The following is a 21638-nucleotide window of genomic DNA, read 5'->3' on the forward strand; positions in this document are numbered from 1 at the left end:
CATTCTTACCCGATGGCTGGGCCTACCCGATGGTCGGGCCGAGCAGGTCGTCAGCGTCGGTGATCCGGTAGGCGTAGCCCTGCTCGGCGAGGAAACGCTGGCGGTGCGCGGCGTACTCGGCGTCCAGCGTGTCGCGGGCGACGACCGAGTAGAAGTGCGCCTGGCCCCCGTCCTGCTTCGGGCGCAGCAGGCGGCCGAGACGCTGCGCCTCCTCCTGTCGGGAACCGAAGGTCCCCGAGACCTGCACCGCGACAGAGGCCTCGGGCAGGTCGATGGAGAAGTTCGCGACCTTGCTCACCACCAGCGTCTGGATCTCGCCGCGCCGGAACGCGTCGAACAGCGCCTCGCGTTCCTTGTTCTTCGTCGAGCCCTGGATGACCGGTGCGTTCAACGCCTCGCCGAGTTCCTCGAGTTGGTCGAGGTAGGCGCCGATGACCAGGGTCGGCGAATTGGGGTGCCGGTCCAGGATCGACTTGACCACCGCGATCTTGGTGTGTGCCGTCGAGCACAGCTTGTAGCGCTCCTCCGGCTCCGAGGTCGCGTACGCCATCCGCTCGGCATCGGTCAGCGTCACCCGGACCTCGATGCAGTCCGCGGGCGCGATCCAGCCCTGCGCCTCGATGTCCTTCCACGGCGCGTCGTACCGCTTGGGACCGATCAGCGAGAACACATCGCCCTCGCGCCCGTCCTCGCGGACCAGGGTCGCCGTCAGGCCGAGGCGACGCCTCGATTGCAGGTCGGCCGTCATCCGGAAGACCGGCGCGGGCAGCAGGTGCACCTCGTCGTAGATGACCAGGCCCCAGTCGCGGGAGTCGAACAGCTCCAGGTGCTTGTACTCGCCCTTGGTGCGGCGGGTGATCACCTGATAGGTCGCGATGGTGACCGGGCGGATCTCCTTGCGCTCGCCCGAGTACTCGCCGATCTCCTCCTCGGTGAGCGAGGTCCTGGCGATCAGCTCACGCTTCCACTGCCTGCCTGCGACGGTGTTGGTCACCAGGATCAGCGTGGTGGCCTTGGCCTTGGCCATCGCCGCCGCGCCGACCATCGTCTTGCCCGCGCCGCACGGCAGCACGACGACGCCCGAGCCGCCCGCCCAGAAGGAGTCGGCCGCCATCTGCTGATAGTCGCGCAGCTCCCAGTGCCCCTCCTCGAAGGCGAGGTCGATCGGGTGCGCCTCGCCGTCCACGTACCCGGCGAGGTCCTCGGCAGGCCAGCCGATCTTGAGCAGCATCTGCTTGAGGTGGCCGCGCTCGCTCGGGTGCACCACGACGGTGTCCTCGTCGACCATGGCGCCGAGCATCGGCGAGATCTTCTTGTGCCGCATCACCTCGGTGAGCACCGCCCGGTCCATGCTGACCAGGATCAGGCCGTGCACCGGACTCTTCACCAGCTGCAACCGGCCGTACCGGGCCATCGTGTCGACGATGTCGACCAGCAGCGGCTGTGGGACCGCGTACCGGGAGAACGTGACGAGCGCATCCACCACCTGTTCGGCGTCGTGTCCCGCCGCGCGCGCGTTCCACAACGCCAGCGGGGTCACCCGGTAGGTGTGCACGTGCTCGGGCGCGCGCTCGAGTTCGGCGAACGGGGCGATGGCCTGCCGGGCCTGGCCGGCGAGCTCGTGGTCGACCTCCAGGAGCAGGGTCTTGTCGGACTGGACGATCAAGGGGCCGTCGGTCACGTGCGCCTCCTACGTAGACAACCACTCCATTGTCCACACTTTGCTGTGGGGTGGTCGTCACAGGCACCGCGGTCCCGGCTGATCCGTGTCCGTGGCCGAAAAAAGTGAAGGATTCTCCCGCGATCCGGAGAATCCTTCACTTTTAGTGCGTCACCGTTGTGTGGCTACCCTTTTCTTCGTCTCCATTACGTGCACGAGCGCCTCGGAAATTCCGGAACGGTATCCGGCGTCTCGCTCGGTGCGGACCTCCGTGGTGTCGAGTTCATTTTCCAGCCTGGCCTGAATTCGGTCCAGGGCGAGAAGTGTTCTTTTCACGGATGGTCCTTCTTGTTTTTTACGGTTGGGCGGCATTCTGGAAGTTCGCACTGCCGTGCTCGTTCATCCAGCACGAACAGTCTGGCGGACCGCAGTGCGGCGTGATACCCACTGGACCGCGCATTCGAGAACATCGCCTCCCCGGCTAGTTCGTCGATCCGGCTGTGCAGGGTGTCGAGGACCAGGGGGATGGGTGGTGCGGTCGCCTCGGTGTGCATCAGTGGCGTTTCCGTTTTCTGATCAGCTCTCCGGAATCGGCTGCGCGATCCCTTTTTTCGGCACGTCGTTCCTTGAGGGACTGTGCCGGTTTCTTCAGGCTCTTGCCGGGTTTCTTGTCTGCCATTGTCGCTCCTGAATTCGAAGTGGCAATCACTTGGGCCGACCATACGTCATTTCCAGGAAAAAGCCAGTCGCGCACGCGGGCGTGCTTTTCCTGCCCGCGCGGCCCGGAATCAGTCGAGGAGGTTCACCGAGGTGATCCGGTGCAGGGTGAATCGGCGGACCGCCCCGGTGTCCGGGTCCAGTGCATCGAGCTGACCACCACCGACGCTGATCGGATCGACGACGCGCTCCGTCGCGACGCCCTGCGCGTCCACATAACCGATCGCCACGCTGCGCCGCACCTTCGCCGCCAGCTGCAGCAGTGCCATCGTCGCGGCGCCGCCCGCCCGGCTGCCGTCCGAACGCACGCCCTGACCGCGCGGGGCGGTTGCGGCCCGCTGGCCGGCCCGCAGCTGGCTGACGAGGGACCCGAGCTGGTCGTCGGTGGGTACCGCGGGCATCCGCAGCGCAGGACGCGTCCGGCGTCGCGGCACCCGGGCACCGCGCGGTCGCAGGTCCACGATCGCGCCGGAGGAGTCCTCACCCGCCGGCGCGAACCCGGCCGACCGGAGCTGGTCGAGCACCTCGCCCAGCGGCGCCTGCGAGATCGCGACGGTCGGGGCAAGGGCACGCAGCGCCAGCTGCTCGGCCACCGCGGAGGCCAGCACCTCGGCGAGCAGCGCCGGGTCCTCACAGCGGATGAACGAGGACGCCACCCCCGCCCGCAGCTGGCCGTGCCTGCGCGCGACATCGTCGATGAGGTACGTCAGGGCCTGCGGCACCGGCGTCTTCGAGCGCTTCTCGAACACCGCGTGCAGCTCCGCGGCGCTCTTCCCGGCGTCGAGCGCCCGCCGCACGCTGTCCTCCCGGATCCGGTACATGGTGGCCGCGCCCGCCGATTCGATGTCCGCGACCAGGGTGATTTGCTCCTGGAGCTCCGGGATGAGCGGGCCGGGAGCCATCACCGTCAGGTCCGCCTGCACCAGGACGTAGTCGATGGGGGCGGGCAGGCTCGCCGTCATCTCGGCGACCACCGCCTCCGCGGTGGCCCCGTGTAGCAGTCCTCGGCCAGGTGACGCGAGCGCGCCGCGGCCGATCAGCCCGACCGCGGCCGCCTCGGCGACGGTGTGTTCGACGGCCCCCGCACCGAACCGGCCGGACCAGCGCGGGCGCCGCCACGCGACCAGCGCGGCGAGCTCGGACGTGGTCGCGCCCTGCCCCGGCGCGAGCTCGCCGAGCAACTCGAGCACGAATTTGCGGTCGCGGGGGGCGCCGGATGCGCGCACCTCCTCGGATAGCGCGGCGATCGCCTTGTCGTTGGGATCACGCAGCCCGATCACCCATGGCCTGCGCGGCATCTCCAGCCAGCCGTGGGCGAGGGTGTACCACCGCTGGGCGGTGCCGGTGTTGAGCCAGGCATCCGCGGCGACCGTCGGTGCCCAGTAGTCGTCGCCGGTGTCGGCGGCCGGAGCCGGGTCGGGGGCCCCGCTCGCGATCAGGCCGGCCGCGGACAGCAGCTCCACGATCAGGCTCACCCGGTTCTCGTCGACGCCCGCCGCCTTCGCAAGGCGCCTGGTCTCGCGGACCCCGAGCCCGCCCGCCTTGAGGGTCGGTGCGGGCTGGTCCCCGAGGGCCGCGATCAGGTCCTCGCAGTGCCGGATCAGTTCGAGCGCCTCGCCCGCCGCGATCGCGTTCACGTCCGCGATCTTCTGCTTGTTGGTGCGGATCGGCGGCGGGGTCAGGGCCATCGGGTCGGTGATCGTCTCGCCGCGCAGCGCCTGGCCGACCTGATGGGGCAGCTCGACGGTCTGCTCGTCCACCCAGGTCAGCAGGCCGAGCGACAGCAGCCGCTGGACGGGCCGGTCGGGTGGGGTGCCGGGCGCGGCGTCGCGGGTGCGGCCGATCGGCGAGCTGGTGGCCAGGGTCTCGAGCAGCCTGCGCTCGGCATCGGTCACGGTCGCCAGGCCCGCGATGACCTGCGCGGCGGACATCGGCTCCTGTGGCCGGTCGACCCGCCAGGTGACGGCGTCGTTCGCGGTCGCGACGACCCGCAGCACCTGCGTGCCCCAGACCAGTGCCCGGGCCCGCAGTGCCTTCAGTGCCCGGTCGACGGTCTTGACCGGCGCCCGTCCGGCGAGCGCCTCCGCGAGGACCTCGCGCCGGACCCCGACCTCCGCTCCGCGTTCGAGCGAGAGCACGCCGATCACGGTGAGTTCGAGGACGTTCAGGTCGTCGGCGACCCGAAGCACCGATGCGCGCTGTTCGGCGCGGGCCGCAAGGACCGCCAGGTTCGCCGGTGGCGGCACCGCGAGATCCGGGCGCAGCCTGAGCAGTTCGGCCAGCTCCGCATCGGTCCTCGCGGTCAGCCAGGCGAGCAGGCTGTCGGGCACGGCGGTGCCGTGAGGTGATTCGGCGGCCGGGGCAGCACCTTCGGTATCGGTCATCAACTATCAGATTAGAGACCTGGGGTGTACCACGGCGCGAGCTCCTGCCAAAATGGGACTGTGGCTAACAATTCGAGCAAGCGATACGTAGATCCAGGCTGGCCGGCGCCGGAACTCCAGGATGGCGATCATGCCGTCACGGAGCTCTCGTCGAGCCGCTCCGGTGGGCTCTCCCCGTTCGGGGAGGACACCGAGTTCCCCCTCCCCGTTTCTGAACTGCCCTACACCCACCCGCACACGGTCATCAATCGCTGACCTCGGATACCGAACGCGAAAGGCCCCGCACCTCGTAGGTGCGGGGCCTTTCACGTGAAGGGGGGTCTCAGCGGGGCAGGAGACCCGAGTTGGCCTTCAGGAAGTCGATGACCTGGGGGTTCAGCTTGGCCTGCTCGAAGAGCGCCTCGATCTGCGGATCGAGCGCGACGCCCTTGGCCTGGACCGCCTCGAGGGCGCTGTCGAGGCTGTCGAGCACGTCGGCGGCGCCGTCGGTGGTCGGGAGGCTGGTCACGGCGGGCAGCTCGGCCGCGGGGGCAACCTCGGCGGCGGGGGCGGAGCGCGGGGTCGAGCCGCTGGTCAGGCCGAGGCTCGAGGAGCAGGACGGCCAGGCGCCCCAACCCTGCGAGGCGAGGACCTTCTCGGCGACCGCGATCTGCTGCTCACGGGTGGCCTGGTTGGCGGTCGCGGCGTACTGGCCACCACCGTGGGCGTTCCAGGTGCTGGGGGAGAACTGCAGTCCACCCTGGTAGCCGTTGCCGGTGTTGATGCCCCAGTTGCCGCCTGCTTCACACTGCGCGAGGCGGTCCCAGTCGGAATCGGGGGCTGCGTTGGCCGGGGCCGCGAAGGCCGCGCCGGCTGCGCCCAACACTGCGCCGGTCACGACGACCTTGGCTGCGTTGCGGCGGGTGTTCGTGGGCTTGCGGTGGCGTCCAGTGCTCATGCGGGTTTTCCTCTCCTCACGCGCCTGCGAGGTCAGCTGTCGGGTTCGGGCTGAGAGGTCGCCCGGCCTCGCCGCTCCTGGATGGTGCGGGTCTGGCTTCACCCCAAGAGGAATTCGCTTGCGCGATTTCCTCGGTGTCCACTGGGGACGTGGGTCCCCCGTCCTCGTCCCTGGGTAATTCGTAGGAATCCGGTTCCGCGGGACGAGGTTTGGCGCGGCGGATCGGATCTGGCCGAACTTCTCCGGCCGCAGATGACCGTACGTGGCCGAGGCCGTGTAGTCATCTGTTACCTAAATTTCGATTCTTTCGGCGTTTCGCCCGAAAATTCCGACGTATTCGCAGGTCAGATTGGGTCGCCTCGGCCCGAGACCGTCCTGTTATGTTACCGTGATGTGAGGTAGATCACAGTTTCGATCGGCGCTGACCTCGGGCTCCGCACGGCGCAGTCGCGGTCCCTGGCCCCGGCGCGGCCGCAGCGCGATCAGCGTGGCGACGGCGATGACGACGAACATCAGCGGATACACCGCGGCGAAGAACGGAGCCAGCGCATCGGAGGTGGGGACCATGAACAGGCCGATCGCCTGCACGCTGTCCGGGAACTCATGGGTCCAGCAGAGCAGGGGCAGCGCTAGTGCCGCGGGCAGTAGCCAGGCGGTCGCCCGCCCGGCGCCGAGCGCGCGGTGCATAGCCAGGACCAGCAATGGCACGAACCACACCCAGTGGTGGCCCCAGGAGAACGGCGAGACCGCCGCGGAGGTCAACCCGCACATGGTGGTGGCCAGCAGCGCCTGTCCGCGCTTGTGCGCCAGCCAGGAGGCGCCGAGCCCGAGAGCGGTCAGTGCGGCCGCGAAGAGCGCCCACAGCATCAGCGGCGGGTCCGCGACGTCCAGCCAGCGGGCCAGTACCCCGGCGGCGGACTGGTTGGCGGGCCACGCGGTCTCGCCGATTCGCGTCGAGTGCAGGATCACCGCGGTCCAGTAGGACCACGAGTCCGAGAAGATCACCACGAACCCGACGGCGACGGTCGCGAGGAACCCGGCGATCGCGGTCGCCGCCGCGCGCCACTGCCTGGTGACGAGCAGTTCGACGATGAACAGGCCGGGCGTCAGCTTGATCCCGGTCGCGATCCCGACGCCGATCCCGCGCAGCCTGCTGCCCTCGGGACGCCCGAGATCCCACACGATCAACAGCATCAACAGCAGATTGATCTGGCCCAGCCAGATCGTGGTGCGGACCGGCTCGAGCCAGGTGAAGATGACCGCCATCAGCCCGGTCGCCACGTACAGCCGGCGATCCGTCCGGTACCCGAGTTGCCGCCAGCACAGCAGGACGACGGCGTAGAGGATCCCGAAGTTCGCGAGGTATCCGAGGAGGGTGGTGAGCTCCGCCGAGACGGCGTTGAGCGGGGCGAACAGGACGGCCGAGAACGGCGGATAGGTGAACCACATGCCGCCGTGCAGTGCGTGGTCGTAGAGCCCGTCCGACCGCAGAACGGTGGCGCCGCCGCTGCGGTAGACCAGCAGGTCGAGGCCGTTCTGGAACAGGCCCCACAGCGGGTATCCCATCGGCACCACCCGGTCGTGCGCCACGATCACGGCGAGGGCAAGGGCACCGAGTGAGCCGAGGAACAGCGGGTGAGAGGGGAGTGCGCGCCCCGCGGCCGGGGTGGCGCGGGGCGGCGGGGTCATGCCGGGAAGCTCGTTGACGACGTGGGCGCCGCACCGACGTCCACGATCTCCTTGCCGAGCGGCATCAGCGAGATCGGGATCATCTTCAGGTTCGCGATGGCGAGCGGGATCCCGATGATCGTGATCGCCATCGCGATCGCGCTCACCACGTGGCCGATGGCGAGCCAGATGCCGGCCACGATCAGCCAGATCACGTTGCCGATCAACGAGCCGATCCCCGACGTCGGGCGCTCGACGACGGTCTTGCCGAACGGCCACAGCGCGTAGACACCGATCCGGAACGACGCGATCCCGAACGGGATGGTGATGATCAGGATGCAGCAGATGATGCCCGCGACGAAGTAGCCGAGCGCGAGCCAGAGTCCGCCGAAGATCAGCCAGATGATGTTGAGCAGGATTCTCATTGGTTTCCCTCTCTTCGAACGCGGCGGCCGGACCGCAGCGCGAAAGCAATGCCGAGCAGGAACCCGATCGGGCAGGCAAGGGCGATCAGGTACAGCGCCAGTCCCGGCTCGTGGCCGGTCGCAGCCACCACGAAGATCGCAACGATGGCGAGGACGCCGACGAAGAAGAACAGGAGTGCGGCACGGAAGAGACCGTTGCCGCGGGGAGAGGATTGGCTGACCACCTTCCAACCGTATCCCCCGCAAACCCCGGTGCTCGGGAGGGGCACGCGGGGGTAGACTTCGGTCCATCGCGTCCCGCAAACGGTGGGGCGCGTTCATTTATGTAGATGAGCAGGTGAACGCAGTGCCTACCGGCAAGGTCAAGTGGTACGACGTTGAAAAGGGCTTCGGCTTCCTCTCCCAGGAAGAGGGGGAGGACGTCTACGTCCGTTCGTCTGCGCTGCCCGACGGTGTCGAGGGCCTGAAGGCGGGCCAGCGCGTCGAGTTCGGGATGGCCGCGGGACGTCGTGGTCCGCAGGCGCTGAGCCTCAAGGTGCTCGATCCGGCGCCGTCGATCCGGCAGGGCGGTGGAGCCCGCAAGGACGACACCGTGCGCAAGCACACGCCCGACGAGCTGCACGGCATGGTCGAGGACATGATCACCCTGCTCGAGGCCAAGGTGCAGCCCGACCTGCGCAAGGGCAAGTACCCGGACCGCAAGACCGCGCAGCGCATCTCCGAGGTCGTGCGCGCCGTCGCCCGCGAGCTCGACAGCTAGCCGCACCCGACACCAACGCCGAGGGGCACCGTCACGCGACGGTGCCCCTCGGCGTTGCTGTACCCGATCAGGCGGTCTTGATGGCCCACGTCGCGTGCACCAACGGCAGGCCCTGCTCGTTGACCACGGCCGACGGCTGCTGGATCTCGATGCCGTTGAGCTGCATGCCCTCCGGGGTCTCGACGGTGATCGCGAGGGACTCGCCCGGCGAGTGGTATCGCTCGTCGACGCCCACCCGGCCGTCGTCGAGCTGGTAGACCATCACCACTCGCCACAGCCCGTCGGCGATGTCGCCGGGCAGGGAGATCTGCAGGGGCTTGCCGCGGGGGACCTGGAGCTCGGCGACGGGGCTCTCCACGCAGTCCTCCAGATAGAGGTTGCAGTACTGGGTCGGCTCCACCACGAGGGACTTGCCGCCCGCGAACGCGGTGACCGTCGGCGGCTCCTCGTCCGCGCCCCGCACCAGCGCGGTGACGACGGCCGCGAACCCGGCGAGCGCGATCAGCAGCCCCAGGGTCCCTATGAGGACGATCTTCTTTGTCTTGGTCACGACGTTCGGTTCCCTGCGTTCGCGGAGATCGGTCGAGTGATCTCCTGGTTGGCCACATTCGGGCGTTTGCCACCGAGGCCGGGGAGCAGCGTCGAACCCCGGTAGGTGAGGAAGGTCTGGACAAGGCCGAGCACGAGCAGCACCGACACCACGGAGAATCCGATCCAGTACTCGGTGGGCAGCAGCACGCCGAGCGCCCCGCCGATGACCCAGCTCAGCTGCAGGACGGTCTCCGAGCGCCCGAAGCCGGAGGCGATGGACTCCTCGGGCAGGTCGTGTTGCAGCGAGGCGTCCAGCGACACCTTGGCCAGCGCGCTCGCGCCCGACGCGACCAGGGTGGCCAGCGCCGCGGTGAGCAGGCTGTCGGTGAGGGCGGCGATGATCGCGATCGCGGTGACGGCGGCCGTGCAGCGCAGCACGATCACCGACGGTCTGCCGAGCTTGAGCCGCGCGCCGGTGGCGTTGCCCGCGAAGTTGCCGATCGCGGCCGCGGCGCCCACCAGGGCCAGCATCGCGGCCTGCGCCATCGGCTCGTGCTCGGTGCGGGACTTCGCGACGAAGGCGATGTAGAGCGTCAGGAACCCTGTCAGCACCCGGATCGTGCTGTTACCCCACAGACCCGTGATGACTGCGCGGCCGAGCGGCTGGCGCCGCTTGCTCGCCTTCGCCGCCTCGCCCGCGTCCTTGCCGATCGGCTCGGTGCGCGCGTCGTCGCCGTGATAGGTCAGGGTGGCGGGCACCTCGCCCTCCGTGACCTCCACCCATGCCGGGATCCGCATGCTCAGGTACGCGCCGAGTGCGGCGACCGCGGCGGCGAACCACAACGGCCCCGAGGACGACCTGACGATGAGCGCGAGCGCTCCTGCCACCGCCCCCGCGCCGATGGTGCCGCCGATCAGTCCGAAGACCGTCAGTCGGGAGTTCACCCGGACCAGGTCGATCTCCGGCGGCAGCACGCGCGGGGTGACGGCGCTCTTGAGCACCGAGAAGGACTTGCTCAGCACCATCATCGCGAGCGCGGCCGGATACAGGCCCCAGCTGTCGAAGTTGAAGACCAGCACGACCGCCAGCACGGTGCGCAGCGCGAACGAGGATGCAAGCGCGAGCCGTCGGCCGTGCTGCAGTCGGTCGAGCATCGGGCCGATCAGCGGGGCGATGACCGCGAACGGGGCGATGGTGATCAGCAGGTACAGCGCGACCTTGGTCTTGTCCTCGCCGGTGGCGGCCGAGAAGAACAGTGTGTTCGCCAACGCGACCGCGATGGCGGCGTCGGTGGCGAAGTTCGCCATCACCGCATAGGTCAGCGCGGTCAGTCCCGACTTCTCGGCGCCGTCGGCCTTGGCCGCCCGGTGGAAGGTGGCGATGCCCCTGTTCGTCAGTTCACGGCTGCGCATCGCCGCCACCCGGGTGACGGTGAGCTTGCGGGGAATCGGTGGCGGCTTCGGCGAGGAACCTTGCCGGGTTTCACTCGAGGAGCCCTGCCGGGTTTCACCGGAGGAACCCTGTCGGGTGTCACCCACGGGATGCAGCGGGGGCAGCGGCGCGCGGCGGGCCGAGGTCCGGCGCGTCGGCGGATAGTTCTCGAATCCCGGATGGCCCTGGCCCGGTCCGAGGTCGTCGGATGCCCGACTCCCGTCGGGATCGTTGGGCACGCGTGGTCCGGTCACGGGTCAATTCTGTCCTAGATGGGCGACAAAGGACCACACGCCTCGCCCGTCGCGGCTGTCAGGGCACGAAGCGGACCTCGAACAGGCGTGGGTAGTACTTGCCCGTGATCAGGAATCGGTCGGTGCCCGGCACTTCCGCGATCCCGTTGAGCACGTCCACCGAGCGGCTCTCCTCGTCCGTGAGCAGGCCCGACGCGTCGATCACCGCGGTGATCCGGCCGGAGTCCGGGTCGATCCGCACGATCTGCTGGGTCTGCCACACGTTCGCGTAAACCGCTGTGTCCCCGACGCATTCGAGTTCGTTCAGTCGGTCCTGCGGTTGCCCGTCGAGCGTGACCGCCACGGTGCCACGCGGCTCGAAGGTGACCGGGTCGCGGAAGGTGAGGGTGTCCGAGCCGTCGCTCATCAGGAGGCGGTCCGACTGCGCGCACAGGCCCCAGCCCTCGCCCTCGTAGCTCGTGCGGGAGCGCTCGGCGAGAGTGTCGCGGTCGCGCGCGATCGCCACGCCGTCGCGCCAGGTGATCTGCCAGACGGTGTCGCCCGCGACGGTGATGCCCTCGCCGAACATCTGCTCGGGCACCGGCACCCGGAGCCGCTCCACGCCGGTTTCCAACGAGGCGGCCCGCATGTCCGACCGTCCGGCCATGCCGGTGCCCTCGAGCAGTTCGCCGTCCGAGACCTCGAGGCCCTGGGTGAAGGCCCCCCGGTCGTGTGGCCGCTCGCCCACGACCTCGACGCGAAGTCGCTCGACGCGGTCCGCGTCCGGTTCCGTGCCGGAATTCGTGGCCGCGTTGGTGCAGCCGGTGAGCATCAAGGCGGCCACAGCGGCCGCGATCTGGGGTAGCCGTCGCCCGGTCATCGGACCAGCATTGCAGCCCGTTGCGCCGGTGATTTGCTGCGATACGGCAAAATGGGGGTGTGAGTGCCCAATCTGCCCCCGAGCTTGCCCCCGTGCGCCCCGTCCTCGCCGATGCTGTGGACCTGGCCCGTCAGGCGTTGATCGACCTCGGCGAGGGGGAAGTCGGTGCACATCTGGGCGTCACCTCCGAGGGCGAGTGCGCCGCCACCCATCGGTTCTCCGCGCAGCTGCCCGGTTACCGCGGCTGGCAGTGGGCGGTGGTTCTCGCGGCCGACCCGGAGTCCGATCGGGCGACCGTCAGTGAGCTGGCCCTGCTGCCCGGTCCTGACGCGCTGACCGCGCCCGACTGGCTTCCGTGGGACGAGCGGATCCGCCCCGGCGACCTCTCGCCGGGCGACCTGCTGGCCCCGCTGCCGAGCGACCCGCGGCTGGTGCCCGGCTACGTGGCGACCGGCGACCCCGCGGTCGACGAGGTGGCGCTCGAGGTCGGCCTCGGCCGCAAGCAGGTCATGAGTCTCGAGGGCCGGCTGGACGCCGCGGAGCGTTGGCGCGAGGGCGACTACGGTCCCGACTCCGAGATGGCGAAGGCCGCGCCGTCCACCTGCGAGCTGTGCGGGTTCTACCTGCCGCTGTCCGGTTCGCTGAAGGTGGCGTTCGGGGTGTGTGGCAACGAGATGGCCGCCGACGGTCACGTCGTGTACGCCGAGTACGGCTGCGGCGCCCACTCGGACACCACGCTGCCCACCGGCGCGGGTAGCCCGCAGTTCGACGCCTACGACGACGGCGCGGTGGAAATGGTCGCGCTGCCGGAACCGAAGGTGGAGGCACCCGCAGCCGGGGCAGTCACGGACGAGGTGCCCGCGGACGAGGTGCCCGCAGCCGAGGCGCCCGCGGACGAGGCACCGACCTCCGACGCCGCCGGGGAACCGGCATCGACGGACTGACGGTCGCCGATCCCTTCGGCGCCGATGCGCTGAGGGAATCGACGCTGCTCGCGTGGCGTTCCTCGCCGACCAGGCTCCGCGAGGATGCCGCAACCGAGGCCGACCTCGCGGCCGCGGGATACCGCGACCGATTGCTGACCGAGCTGGCCCAGAACGCCGCGGACGCCGCCGCAAGGGCCGGGGTGCCGGGGGCGATGCGGATCACGCTCGACGGCACCCGACTGCACGTCGCGAACACCGGCGTCCCCCTCGATCAGGCGGGGGTACAGGCCCTGTCCGCGCTGCGGGTCTCGGGTAAGGACACCGACGGCGGGCCGGTGGTCGGCAGGTTCGGGGTCGGATTCACCGCCGTGCTGTCGGTGAGCGACGAGGTCGAGGTGCGGTCCCAGACCGGCTCGATCGTCTTCTCCGCCGAGCGGACCCGCGACGAACTCCGCGCCGCCGGCTTGGACGAACCCGAGCGGGGCGTGCCCGTACTGCGGTTGGTGTGGCCCACCGACGCGGCGCCCGCCGCCGGTTTCGACTCGGAGGTGGTGCTGGCGCTGCGACCGGGCGTGGACGGGGAGGAGTTGCTGCGGCAACTGGCCGAGGACGCCCCCGACCTGCTGCTGGAGCTGCCGGCGCTGGCGTCGATCGAGCTCGCCGACCAGACGTTCACCCGATCCGAGCGGCCGCTCGCCGACGGGCTGACCGAGCTCCGGGTTCAGGTCGCTCCGCTCCCGTCGGTCGGCGAGCGCACCTGGTGGCAGTACTCGGCGGCCCCGTCCGCGCGCTGGGCGGTGCCGGTCAGCGACGGACGGGTCCGCCCGGTCTCCGCCGATGTGCTGCGCGCGCCGACCCGGTCGGACGAGGAACTGTCGCTGCCTGCGATCCTGATCGCGGACGCGGCGCTGCAGCCCGACCGCAGACGGCTGATGCCGGGTGCCGCCCTCGAGCACCTGGCCGACGGATATGCCGATTTCGTTGCGGCGCTTCCTGAGTCGCAACGACTGCGGCTGGTCCCACTGCCCGGGTTCGCGCGCGGTGAGGTGGATGCGGTGCTGCGCGAGGCGGTACTGCGGGAGCTGACCGGCAACGCCTGGCTGCCGGGCGCCGACGGCATGGCGCTGGTGCCGGGATCCGCCGTCGTGCTGCCGGGGCTGACGGCGGAGCTCGCCGATCTGCTGCAGGACGTGATCCCCGGGCTGCTCGGTCCCGCGCTGTCCACCGAGCGCGAGGCCCAGGCGCTGTCCGCCGTCGGGGTGCACCGCATCGGGCTGGCGCACCTGACCGAGCTGCTCGCCGGGATCCATCGCGAACCGGGTTGGTGGGGAAGGCTTTACGTGGCGCTGGAGCCGCTGGTCGTGGATTCGGTCGCCGCGGAAGAGCTGGCCGCCATCCCGGTGCCGCTGACGGACGGTCGCACGGTGACCGGCCCGCGAACCGTCGTGCTCGGCCACGACCTCGGGGCGCTCGGTCACGGCATCGACGCACACGGGGTCCATTGGATCCGGCTGGTGCATCCCGATGCCGCCCACCGGCTGCTCGGCAGGCTCGGGGCGGGCAGCGCATCCGCGCTCGACGTTCTCGCCGACCCCGCCCTGCGGTCGGCGATCGAGGACATTGATCTCGACGATCCCACCGCCGCAAGCGAACTCGCTGAACCGGTGCTGTCGCTGTCCGCGGTCGCCGCCGCGGCGGGTGACCTGCCCGGCTGGCTCGGCCAACTGCCCCTGCCGGATGAGGACGGAATGCTGCGCGCCGCGGACGAGTTGCTGCTGCCGGGCGCGCCGCTCGCCCGCGTGCTGGCGGCGGACTCGCCGTTCGGGACGGTGTCGCCGAAGTTGGTCGAGCGGTTCGGCGAGGCAGCGCTGCGCGGAGTCGGGGTCGGCTGGGGATTCACCGTGCTCCGGGCGGACCTGCCGACCGGACCCGAGCAGGACCTCGATGACGAGGACGCCTGGTGGTCGACACTCGAGGAGGATCCGGAGGTGCTGCTCGCCGTCCGTGACCTCGACCTCGTGGACTCCTGCGCCTGGCCGGAGGCGCTCGGCCTGCTGGCCGGTGAGCCCGCGACCGCGGCGCTGCTCTCGGATCGGATCGGGTACACCGCCTGGTGGTTGCGCAGGCACGCGCGCCTGGGTGGGGTCCGGCTGGGGTCGATGCGCCGGCCCGACGATCACACCTTTGAGGGGCTGCTCGACGTGTTCGAGCACCCGGACGCCGCGGCGTTGTCGGGGGTCGTGGCCGCCGACCGGGTCGACGGTGTCGAGATGGCGGAATTGCTGCTGGACCGGCTCGCCGACCGCGACCGGGACCCGGGCCCCGCTGTGGTGGCGCGAACGCACCGGCTGCTGGCGGAGGCGACTGCGTCGGGGATCCTCGACCTCGACGAGCTCTCGCCGCCCGCGGCGGTCCGGACGCTGTCCGGGCAGCTGGCCGACCCGGCCGAGGCCGTCGTGCTGGACCGGCCCTGGCTGGCGGCGGCCGTGCCGTCGGAGCTCCTGGTGGTCGGTGATCTGCCGAGCGCGGCCGGGCTGGCCGAGCTGCTCGACCTGCCACCCGCGTCCGAGGCGATTCGCGGCGAGGTGCTCGGCGCAGGCCGCCGCGTCAGCGCCTGGGACCGCGAGCCCGCCGCGGTGCTCGCCCACATCGCGCTTGGACTGCCCTTGCCCGAGGGCACCCTGGTGGTGCACGACCGCCTGACCGTTCGGCTGAGCGGGGCGGTGCGGGGCGACGTCGAACTGCCGTGGTGGGTGGACGAGGAGGGGCGGACGCACTGCACGGAGCGCGGGTTGCTGGCTGGAGCGGAGCCTGCGGAGCGACCATGTCCCGGAGCGGAGCCTGCGGAGCGACCATGTCCCGGAGCGGAGCCTGCGGAGCGACCATGTCCCGGAGCGGAGCCTGCGGAGCGACCATGTCCCGGAGCGGAGCCTGCGGAGCGACCATGTCCCGGAGCGGAGCCTGCGGAGCGACCATGTCCCGGAGCGGAGCCTGCGGAGCGACCATGTCCCGGAGCGGAGCCTGCGGAGCGACAGGATCTCGAAAGGGGCCGGCCGGATGCCGATTGACCAGACGGTGCTGGATTTCATGGTCGGGATCCGCACACCCTGGCTCACCGACGTCGTCACGGTGATCACGAATCTCGGTGGCACGGTGGCCTCGTGGGTGATCACCTCGGTGATCGTGCTCGCCCTGCTGGCGCGACGGCATCGACCGGAGGCGCTGCTGGTCGGAGGCGCGATGTTCACCGGCCAGCTGGTGATGTCCCTGCTCAAGCTCGCGTTCGGCCGGGAACGGCCGCCGGAGCCGGCACGGTTGGTGGTCGAGCTGACCCATTCGTTCCCGTCCGGGCACGCGATGATGTCGTCGATCCTGGTGTGCGTCGTTGCGGAGGTGATCGTCCGGATCGGCGGGCCACGCTGGAACACCCCCATTGTGTTCGTGGGGCTGGGCCTGTGGACGCTGGCGGTCGGGCTCTCCCGGGTCTACCTGGGTGCGCACTGGCTCACGGACGTGATCGCGGGCTGGCTCTTCGGCGCCGCCTGGGCGGGTCTGTGGATCTGGGCGATTGTTAAATCTTCGCGAAACTCTGCCAATGGAGCGCCGTCTTCCCTAAGGTGACCGCTTTGGACGATCGTCCAGCTTTGCGGTCACGAGAAGAGGTCACCCCATGGCGGCAGCAGCCACCCCTGGCGTTCCCGACCAGCCCACGCGTCGGATCCATCTCAGCCGTGGAGTGCTCGCCGCTATCGTGATCGCCCCGCTGGCGCTCATCGGCTTCTACATGTGGGCGCTGTGGAACCCCGGTGACACCCTCGACCGGTTGCCCGTCGCGATCGTCAACAACGACGCGGGCGCGGACATGGACGGCACCCGACTCGAGGCAGGCAAGGACGTGGCCGCCTCGCTGATCGAGAGTGGCGATGTCGCCTGGCAGGAGGTGGACCTGGAGCAGGCCACCGCGGGTGTCGAGGACGGGGAGTACTACTTCTCGCTGGTGATCCCGCAGGACTTCAGCGCCGACATCGCCAGCGCCGGGACGCCCGACGCGCAGAAGGCGCGGCTCGAGGTCGTCTACAACGACCACAACAGCCTGGTCGCGACGCCGGTCGGCGAGGGTCTGATGGCGCAGGTGCGGTCCGCGGTCTCCGAATCGATCGGCGAGCAGTCGGTGGACCAGGTGCTCGTCGGGCTCGGCGACGTGGGCAAGGGGCTCGAGGAGGCCGCCTCGGGGGCTCGCCAGCTCTCGGCGGGTACCGGGGAGGCGCTGTCGGGCACCACCCAGCTCGCTGACGGCAGCGTCGAGCTCTCCTCGGGCCTGAGCGAGGCGTACGCGGGCAGCGGGGAGCTCTCCGCGGGCGCCTCGGAGCTCGCCGCGGGCGCCGATGAGGCAGCGGCGGGCGCGGCCGAACTGAACAACGGCCTCTCGCAGCTGGTTTCGGGCACCGACGAGCTGGGCGCGGGCGCCAAGCAGATCAGCGAGGTGATCGACACGGTGGTCGGTCCGCTCGTCGACACGATGGTCGCCGCCGGGCTCCCGACCGGTGACGAGGACGTGGCTGGCCAGCTCAAGCAGCTGCAAGCGGGCGCGCGGGAGCTCGCCTTCCAGCTCTCGGACCCGGCGGCGGACTACCGGGGCGGGCTTCAGTCCGCGGCCGCGGGTGCAGGCGAACTGTCGGGCGGGCTGGGTCAACTGGCCGACGGTGCGCACCAGCTCGACGCGGGCGCGGCCGAGCTGAACTCCGGACTGGGACAGCTCGACGCGGGCGGCGTGCAGTTGCGCGACGGCCTCGGTGAGCTCCAGGTCGGAGTCGGACAGCTCGACGACGGCAGCGCGGAGCTCGCCAAGGGTCTCGCCGACGGCGCGGCACAGGTGCCTGCGTTCACGCCGGACGAGCGCAAGGCCACGGCCGCGATGCTCGCGTCACCGGTGAGCCTGAGCCCGCAGAACATCAACGTCGCGGCCGGTTTCGGTCCCGGTGCCGTGCCGGTGGTGATGTCCGTGGCGCTGTTCCTGCTCGGGATCCTCATCTGGTTCGTGATCAGGCCGACCAGGCGCGACGGGCTCCGGCGCTACCGGATGCCCGCCGCGATCATGGCAGGCGGCGCCGTGCTGGCCTCGATCGCCGCGATCACCCTGACGGGCGCGGAGCCGCCGAGCGTGGTGATGATGGTCGCGGTGATGCTGCTGATCGGCGCGGCGGCCCTCGCGCTCGCCCGGATGCTCACCGTCGTTTTCGGTGCCGTCAACGGCACCTTCATCGCGCTGGGTCTGTTGATGGTCCAGCTGTTCTCGTTCGGCGGTGTGTTCCCGATCGAGCAGATGCCGCAGCCGTTCCGTTGGCTGCAGGCACTGATGCCGCTCACCTACGCGAGGAACGCCCTCCGGATGACGCTCAGCGGCTACTACGGTCCGAGGTTCTGGTTCGCGGTCCTGGTACTGCTGGCGCTGGTGGCCGCCGCCGTGGCGGTGACGCTCTGGTGGCGCAGGCGAACGGAGGATCCGGTCGCGGGTGAGGAGTATCACGACGAGTACGACGAGCTGGAGGAGTTCGAGGCCGGGGACGACCCGACGATGGAGCCGAGCCGGGTCTAGGCCCGGTCAGCTCAGGCCGCGCTGCGCGCCCTTGCTGCCGCGGCGCGCGGCGGCCCGCTGGACGAGGAACAGCGTGAATCCGAGTGCGCCGACGGCCAATCCGGCCAGACAGATCGGCAGCGCCGCGTGCCAGCGCTCACCCGAGGCGAGCACCACCGCGGTGGTGACCAGCCAGGCGAGTGTGCCGATCGTCACCACCGGACGCGGATCGGTGAGCCTGCGAGGGATCAACGGGTCGTCGCGGGTCTCGGTCACATGATTAAGCTACCCGTTCCCCTTTGCCCTAACCTCCCAGGTGCGACGCGCACCTTCGGCGATTGGGACATTGGACGCTATGGCTGGAACCTCGAGGCTCCTGGACAACTACTTCAAGATCACGGAACGTGGTTCCACGGTCAGCAACGAGGTCCGCGGCGGCCTGGTCACCTTCGTGGCGATGGCGTACATCGTCGTGCTCAACCCGCTGATCCTCGGCAGCTTCTCTCCTGACGACGCGGCCGCGAAGACGGACGTGCTCGGCAACATCCTGCCGGTCACCCAGGTGGCGGCGGTGACGGCGCTCGTCGCCGGTGTCATGAGCATCGCGTTCGGCATCATCGCGAACTACCCGTTCGGCATCGCCGCGGGCCTCGGCATCAACGCGCTGCTCGCGGTGACGATCGCGCCGCAGGTCACCTGGCCGGAGGCGATGGGCCTGGTGGTGATCGACGGCATCATCATCGTGGTGCTGGCGATCTCGGGCTTCCGGACCGCGGTGTTCAACGCGGTCCCCGACGCGCTCAAGTCGGCCATCGTCGCGGGTATCGGCATGTTCATCGCGTTCATCGGATTCGTCGACGCCGGCTTCGTCCGGCGCATCCCGGATGTCGCGGGCACCAGCGTTCCTGTCGGATTGGGAATCAGCGGCTCCATCTCCACTTGGCCGACGGTGATCTTCGTCTTCGGCGTGCTGCTGATGGGAATCCTGGTGGCGCGCAAGGTCCGCGGTGGCCTGCTCATCGGCATCGTGGTGACGACGGTGCTGGCCGCGATCATCGAGGCGATCTGGCATGTCGGCCCCTCGAAGGGGGTGAACCCGAGCGGCTGGAACCTCAGCGTCCCGACGATGCCGGACGTGCTCGCGCAGATGCCGGATCTGAGCCTGGTCGGCGACGTGAACCTGTTCGGGGCCTTCACCCGGATCGGTGTGCTGGCCGCCAGCCTGCTGGTCTTCACCCTGGTGCTCGCCAACTTCTTCGACGCGATGGGCACCATGACCGGCCTCGGTAAGGAAGCCGGACTCGCCGATGAGCACGGCAACCTGCCCGGGATCGGGAAGGCCTTCGTCGTGGAGGGTGCAGGCGCGATCGTCGGCGGTGGCGCGTCCGCCTCCTCGAACACGGTGTTCGTCGAATCCGCCTCGGGCATCGCGGAGGGCGCCCGCACCGGGCTGTCCAACGTGGTCACCGGACTGCTGTTCCTCGCCGCGATGTTCCTGACCCCGCTGTATTCCGTGGTGCCGATCGAGGCCGCGGCGCCCGCCCTGGTGATCGTCGGCGCGCTGATGATCGGCCAGGTCCGCGACATCGATTTCACCAAGTTCGACATCGCGCTGCCGGCGTTCCTGACCATCGTCGTGATGCCCTTCACCTACTCGATCGCGAACGGCATCGGCGTCGGCTTCATCGCCTGGGTTGTGATCGGTGCGTTCAGCGGCAAGATCAAGCAGATCCACCCGCTGTTGTGGGTGGTCGCGGGCCTGTTCGTGGCCTATTTCGCAGTCGGACCCATCACGGATGCGATTACCTGAACCGCTTGTCAGGTAGTGCCGTATCCTCCGGAGGGTGACATTGGATACTCGCACCCTGGCCAGTGATCTCTCGTTGGCCGTCGTGCGTCTGACGCGGCATCTCCGCGGGCGGCGCACCGACTCTCAGGTGTCGTTGACGCAGCTGTCGGCGCTTGCCAGCCTCTCCGCGGACGGGCCGATGACGCCGGGTGCGCTTGCGGCCAAGGAGCGGGTGCAGCCGCCGTCGATGACCCGGGTCATCGCCTCGCTCGCGGAGCTGGGCCTTGTCGTGCGGACACCGCACCCCACCGACGGCCGCCAGATCATCGTGTCCCTCTCGGACCCCGGTCAGGCCCTGGTGACAGACGAGACCAGCGCCAGGGAGAAGTGGATGAACGATCGCCTTGCGGCGCTCGACGACTCGCAGATCGCCGTGCTCCGCGAGTCGGTCGAGATCATCAGTTCGATGGTCAGCGACTCGGAGTAGCGCCTCCGCGTCGGCCTAGAAGTGCCAGCCTGCGAACGGTTCCCGGTCGGCGCGGAAGGCCAGATCCAGCAGGTCGAGGACCGCCTCGTCGCTCGTCCACAGCCGCCCGGCCCGAGCGAACGAGCGCGCCCGGTGACCTCCGAGGTACAGGCTGCCGAGTACGTCTAGATCGAGACGGGCCTGCGGCGGAGCATCGGTTCGGTTGACCGTGGCCCGGCCGTCCACCACCCGCAGTGAGAAATTGCCGCCCGCGTCGAGGAACGGGTCGTGGATCTCGAGGACCACGTCCAGGTCGACGGCGAAGGTGCGCGCGGTGAGCGCGGCAGGCACGTCCATGATGCGCACCCAGACGGCGTCGTCCCGCGAGGTCACCCGCGGCAGCCGGGCATCGGTCAGCAGCCACGGCAGCGGGTCGTCCGCGGCCTGATCGACCCGGATCTCGCTCATCAGGTCCATACCCGCGAGCACCCGCCACAACGCCGCATACGACTCGTCGGTCGCGGCGACGAGGTCATCGACCACCGCGACCATCCCGCCAGGGGTCTGCTTGCGACGATAGGTCGCGTAGCCGTCCGCGTGCACCAGATAGAACAGGGCGGAGGCGCCGTCGCGGCGGTGCTCGAGATCGGCGAACATCCGGTCCCAGTACACCTTCGGCCGGGCCAGGGCCCCGGGAGTGCGCGCCTGCCAACGGTCGTAGATCGCGGGCAGCGCCGCGCGGGCGTCGGCTGGTGGCACCAGGGCCACCCCGCCCGGATCCGCTGCGGTGTCACGGATCCGGGCCGAACGCCGGTCCACCGACACCGCGAGCTCGCTGGTCGCGGGACCGTAGCCGAAGCGGCCGTAGATGGTGGCCTCGGTGGCGGTGAGGATCGACAACGGTGCGTCCGCCGCGACGAACCGCCGGTGCTGTTCGGTGAACAGTGCGCGCAGGATGCCGCGCCTGCGGTGGGTCGGCGCGACCGAGACCCAGGAAACCCCCGGCAGATCCAGCTGGGTTCCGCCGGGGACGGTGATCCGCATCGCGAAGTGCATCACCACCGCGACGGGCCGGTCGCCGTCGGTGGCCAGGATGACGTCCTCCGTTCGGGCGAACCGCCGGGTGAAGGCCATGTCCTCGTCGGTGGGGTGGAAGCCGAACGCGTGCGCATCGAGCAGCGCGACCGCGTCCCAGTCCGTCTCCGTTGCCGTCCTGATCGCGATCGCCCTTTCGGTCATCCTTCGAGGGTGGCAC

Annotated in this window: 20 protein-coding genes and 1 riboswitch; of the genes, 8 read left to right on the plus strand and 12 right to left on the minus strand. The window is 69.9% G+C overall.

Annotated features, from left to right (window positions below):
• Positions 1-22: 22 nt before the first annotated feature.
• The 3 genes from C8K38_RS25450 to C8K38_RS25455 all read right to left on the minus strand — a co-directional run bounded on the left by C8K38_RS25450 (position 23) and on the right by C8K38_RS25455 (position 4761).
• Positions 23-1681 (minus strand): DNA repair helicase XPB, encoded by a 1659-nt coding sequence (locus tag C8K38_RS25450; RefSeq protein WP_097214218.1) that lies wholly within the window; start codon positions 1679-1681, stop codon positions 23-25.
• Positions 1682-2213: 532 nt separating this feature from the next.
• Positions 2214-2339: a hypothetical protein gene (locus C8K38_RS27925; RefSeq protein ID WP_257017835.1), complete on the minus strand. Its 126-nt coding sequence runs from the start codon at positions 2337-2339 to the stop codon at positions 2214-2216.
• 109 nt (positions 2340-2448) lie between these two features.
• On the minus strand, positions 2449-4761 hold the full coding sequence (locus C8K38_RS25455; RefSeq protein WP_097214219.1) for a helicase-associated domain-containing protein: 2313 nt from the start codon (positions 4759-4761) through the stop codon (positions 2449-2451).
• Between the two features lie 60 nt (positions 4762-4821).
• Between C8K38_RS25455 and C8K38_RS27930 the strand changes: the two genes are divergently transcribed.
• The gene (locus C8K38_RS27930; protein WP_072751546.1) at positions 4822-5016 is read left to right on the plus strand and encodes a hypothetical protein; all 195 of its coding nucleotides are present in this window, start codon (positions 4822-4824) and stop codon (positions 5014-5016) included.
• A 67-nt stretch (positions 5017-5083) separates the two neighbouring features.
• Here the strand turns inward: C8K38_RS27930 and C8K38_RS25465 are convergent, their stop codons facing one another.
• The 4 genes from C8K38_RS25465 to C8K38_RS25480 form a co-directional block, all read right to left on the minus strand.
• On the minus strand, positions 5084-5698 hold the full coding sequence (locus tag C8K38_RS25465) for a transglycosylase family protein (protein WP_097214220.1): 615 nt from the start codon (positions 5696-5698) through the stop codon (positions 5084-5086).
• 5 nt (positions 5699-5703) lie between these two features.
• Positions 5704-5908: riboswitch (cyclic di-AMP (ydaO/yuaA leader) on the minus strand.
• Between the two features lie 168 nt (positions 5909-6076).
• Complete coding sequence (locus C8K38_RS25470; protein WP_097214221.1) at positions 6077-7387, minus strand: glycosyltransferase 87 family protein; 1311 nt, start codon at positions 7385-7387, stop codon at positions 6077-6079.
• On the minus strand, positions 7384-7791 hold the full coding sequence (locus C8K38_RS25475; protein ID WP_097214222.1) for a YccF domain-containing protein: 408 nt from the start codon (positions 7789-7791) through the stop codon (positions 7384-7386). Before C8K38_RS25475 ends, C8K38_RS25470 begins: the two co-directional genes overlap by 4 nt.
• Positions 7788-8015, minus strand: a complete 228-nt coding sequence (locus C8K38_RS25480) for a hypothetical protein (protein ID WP_097214223.1) — start codon at positions 8013-8015, stop codon at positions 7788-7790. Before C8K38_RS25480 ends, C8K38_RS25475 begins: the two co-directional genes overlap by 4 nt.
• 122 nt (positions 8016-8137) lie before the next feature.
• Here C8K38_RS25480 and C8K38_RS25485 point away from each other — a divergent pair, with 122 nt between their 5' ends.
• Positions 8138-8551 carry a cold-shock protein gene (locus tag C8K38_RS25485; protein WP_097214255.1) on the plus strand — a complete coding sequence of 138 codons (414 nt, stop codon included), beginning with the start codon at positions 8138-8140 and terminating at the stop codon, positions 8549-8551.
• A 67-nt stretch (positions 8552-8618) separates the two neighbouring features.
• On the opposite strand, the gene C8K38_RS25490 is transcribed toward C8K38_RS25485, so the two are convergent.
• Genes C8K38_RS25490 through C8K38_RS25500 form a run of 3 tightly spaced genes read right to left on the minus strand, consistent with a single transcriptional unit; the run spans position 8619 to position 11627 of the window.
• A complete protein-coding gene (locus tag C8K38_RS25490) occupies positions 8619-9101 on the minus strand; it encodes a DUF2771 domain-containing protein (protein ID WP_077042755.1) in 483 nt (160 codons plus the stop codon).
• Positions 9098-10768, minus strand: a complete 1671-nt coding sequence (locus C8K38_RS25495; RefSeq protein WP_097214224.1) for an MFS transporter — start codon at positions 10766-10768, stop codon at positions 9098-9100. Before C8K38_RS25495 ends, C8K38_RS25490 begins: the two co-directional genes overlap by 4 nt.
• Positions 10769-10826: 58 nt before the next feature.
• Positions 10827-11627, minus strand: coding sequence for a glutaminyl-peptide cyclotransferase (locus C8K38_RS25500; RefSeq protein WP_097214225.1), 801 nt, complete (start codon positions 11625-11627; stop codon positions 10827-10829).
• A 59-nt stretch (positions 11628-11686) separates the two neighbouring features.
• Between C8K38_RS25500 and C8K38_RS25505 the strand changes: the two genes are divergently transcribed.
• Genes C8K38_RS25505 through C8K38_RS25525 form a run of 4 tightly spaced genes read left to right on the plus strand, consistent with a single transcriptional unit; the run spans position 11687 to position 18149 of the window.
• A complete protein-coding gene (locus tag C8K38_RS25505) occupies positions 11687-12571 on the plus strand; it encodes a DUF3027 domain-containing protein (protein ID WP_257017837.1) in 885 nt (294 codons plus the stop codon).
• A gap of 29 nt (positions 12572-12600) precedes the next feature.
• On the plus strand, positions 12601-15621 hold the full coding sequence (locus C8K38_RS25510; RefSeq protein ID WP_373560301.1) for a sacsin N-terminal ATP-binding-like domain-containing protein: 3021 nt from the start codon (positions 12601-12603) through the stop codon (positions 15619-15621).
• Positions 15611-16174 (plus strand): phosphatase PAP2 family protein, encoded by a 564-nt coding sequence (locus tag C8K38_RS25520; RefSeq protein ID WP_097214227.1) that lies wholly within the window; start codon positions 15611-15613, stop codon positions 16172-16174. The genes C8K38_RS25510 and C8K38_RS25520 overlap by 11 nt, the downstream gene beginning before the upstream one ends.
• A 49-nt stretch (positions 16175-16223) precedes the next feature.
• Positions 16224-18149, plus strand: a complete 1926-nt coding sequence (locus C8K38_RS25525; protein WP_097214228.1) for a YhgE/Pip domain-containing protein — start codon at positions 16224-16226, stop codon at positions 18147-18149.
• Between the two features lie 6 nt (positions 18150-18155).
• On the opposite strand, the gene C8K38_RS25530 is transcribed toward C8K38_RS25525, so the two are convergent.
• Positions 18156-18404, minus strand: coding sequence for a DUF2530 domain-containing protein (locus C8K38_RS25530; RefSeq protein ID WP_077042749.1), 249 nt, complete (start codon positions 18402-18404; stop codon positions 18156-18158).
• Between the two features lie 79 nt (positions 18405-18483).
• Between C8K38_RS25530 and C8K38_RS25535 the strand changes: the two genes are divergently transcribed.
• Entirely contained in the window at positions 18484-19938 is a 1455-nt protein-coding gene (locus C8K38_RS25535) for an NCS2 family permease (RefSeq protein ID WP_097214229.1), read from the plus strand.
• 34 nt (positions 19939-19972) lie between these two features.
• Positions 19973-20404 (plus strand): MarR family winged helix-turn-helix transcriptional regulator, encoded by a 432-nt coding sequence (locus C8K38_RS25540; RefSeq protein WP_097214230.1) that lies wholly within the window; start codon positions 19973-19975, stop codon positions 20402-20404.
• Positions 20405-20419: 15 nt separating this feature from the next.
• Here the strand turns inward: C8K38_RS25540 and C8K38_RS25545 are convergent, their stop codons facing one another.
• The gene (locus C8K38_RS25545; RefSeq protein ID WP_097214231.1) at positions 20420-21622 is read right to left on the minus strand and encodes a GNAT family N-acetyltransferase; all 1203 of its coding nucleotides are present in this window, start codon (positions 21620-21622) and stop codon (positions 20420-20422) included.
• Between the last annotated feature and the right edge of the window lie 16 nt (positions 21623-21638).

The sequence above is a fragment of the Rhodococcus sp. OK611 genome (assembly GCF_003050885.1).
GTDB classification, from domain to species: domain Bacteria; phylum Actinomycetota; class Actinomycetes; order Mycobacteriales; family Mycobacteriaceae; genus Rhodococcus_G; species Rhodococcus_G oryzae.

What these genes read in the sequence shown, in the direction of transcription:
- C8K38_RS25545 (WP_097214231.1), bottom strand. Translation starts at nt 21,622, where the DNA reads ATGACCGAAAGGGCGATCGCGATCAGGACGGCAACGGAGACGGACTGG.
- C8K38_RS25520 (WP_097214227.1), top strand. Translation starts at nt 15,611, where the DNA reads ATGCCGATTGACCAGACGGTGCTGGATTTCATGGTCGGGATCCGCACA.
- C8K38_RS27925 (WP_257017835.1), bottom strand. Translation starts at nt 2,339, where the DNA reads ATGGCAGACAAGAAACCCGGCAAGAGCCTGAAGAAACCGGCACAGTCC.
- C8K38_RS25525 (WP_097214228.1), top strand. Translation starts at nt 16,224, where the DNA reads ATGGCGGCAGCAGCCACCCCTGGCGTTCCCGACCAGCCCACGCGTCGG.
- C8K38_RS25465 (WP_097214220.1), bottom strand. Translation starts at nt 5,698, where the DNA reads ATGAGCACTGGACGCCACCGCAAGCCCACGAACACCCGCCGCAACGCA.
- C8K38_RS25535 (WP_097214229.1), top strand. Translation starts at nt 18,484, where the DNA reads ATGGCTGGAACCTCGAGGCTCCTGGACAACTACTTCAAGATCACGGAA.
- C8K38_RS25500 (WP_097214225.1), bottom strand. Translation starts at nt 11,627, where the DNA reads ATGACCGGGCGACGGCTACCCCAGATCGCGGCCGCTGTGGCCGCCTTG.
- C8K38_RS25455 (WP_097214219.1), bottom strand. Translation starts at nt 4,761, where the DNA reads ATGACCGATACCGAAGGTGCTGCCCCGGCCGCCGAATCACCTCACGGC.
- C8K38_RS25475 (WP_097214222.1), bottom strand. Translation starts at nt 7,791, where the DNA reads ATGAGAATCCTGCTCAACATCATCTGGCTGATCTTCGGCGGACTCTGG.
- C8K38_RS25470 (WP_097214221.1), bottom strand. Translation starts at nt 7,387, where the DNA reads ATGACCCCGCCGCCCCGCGCCACCCCGGCCGCGGGGCGCGCACTCCCC.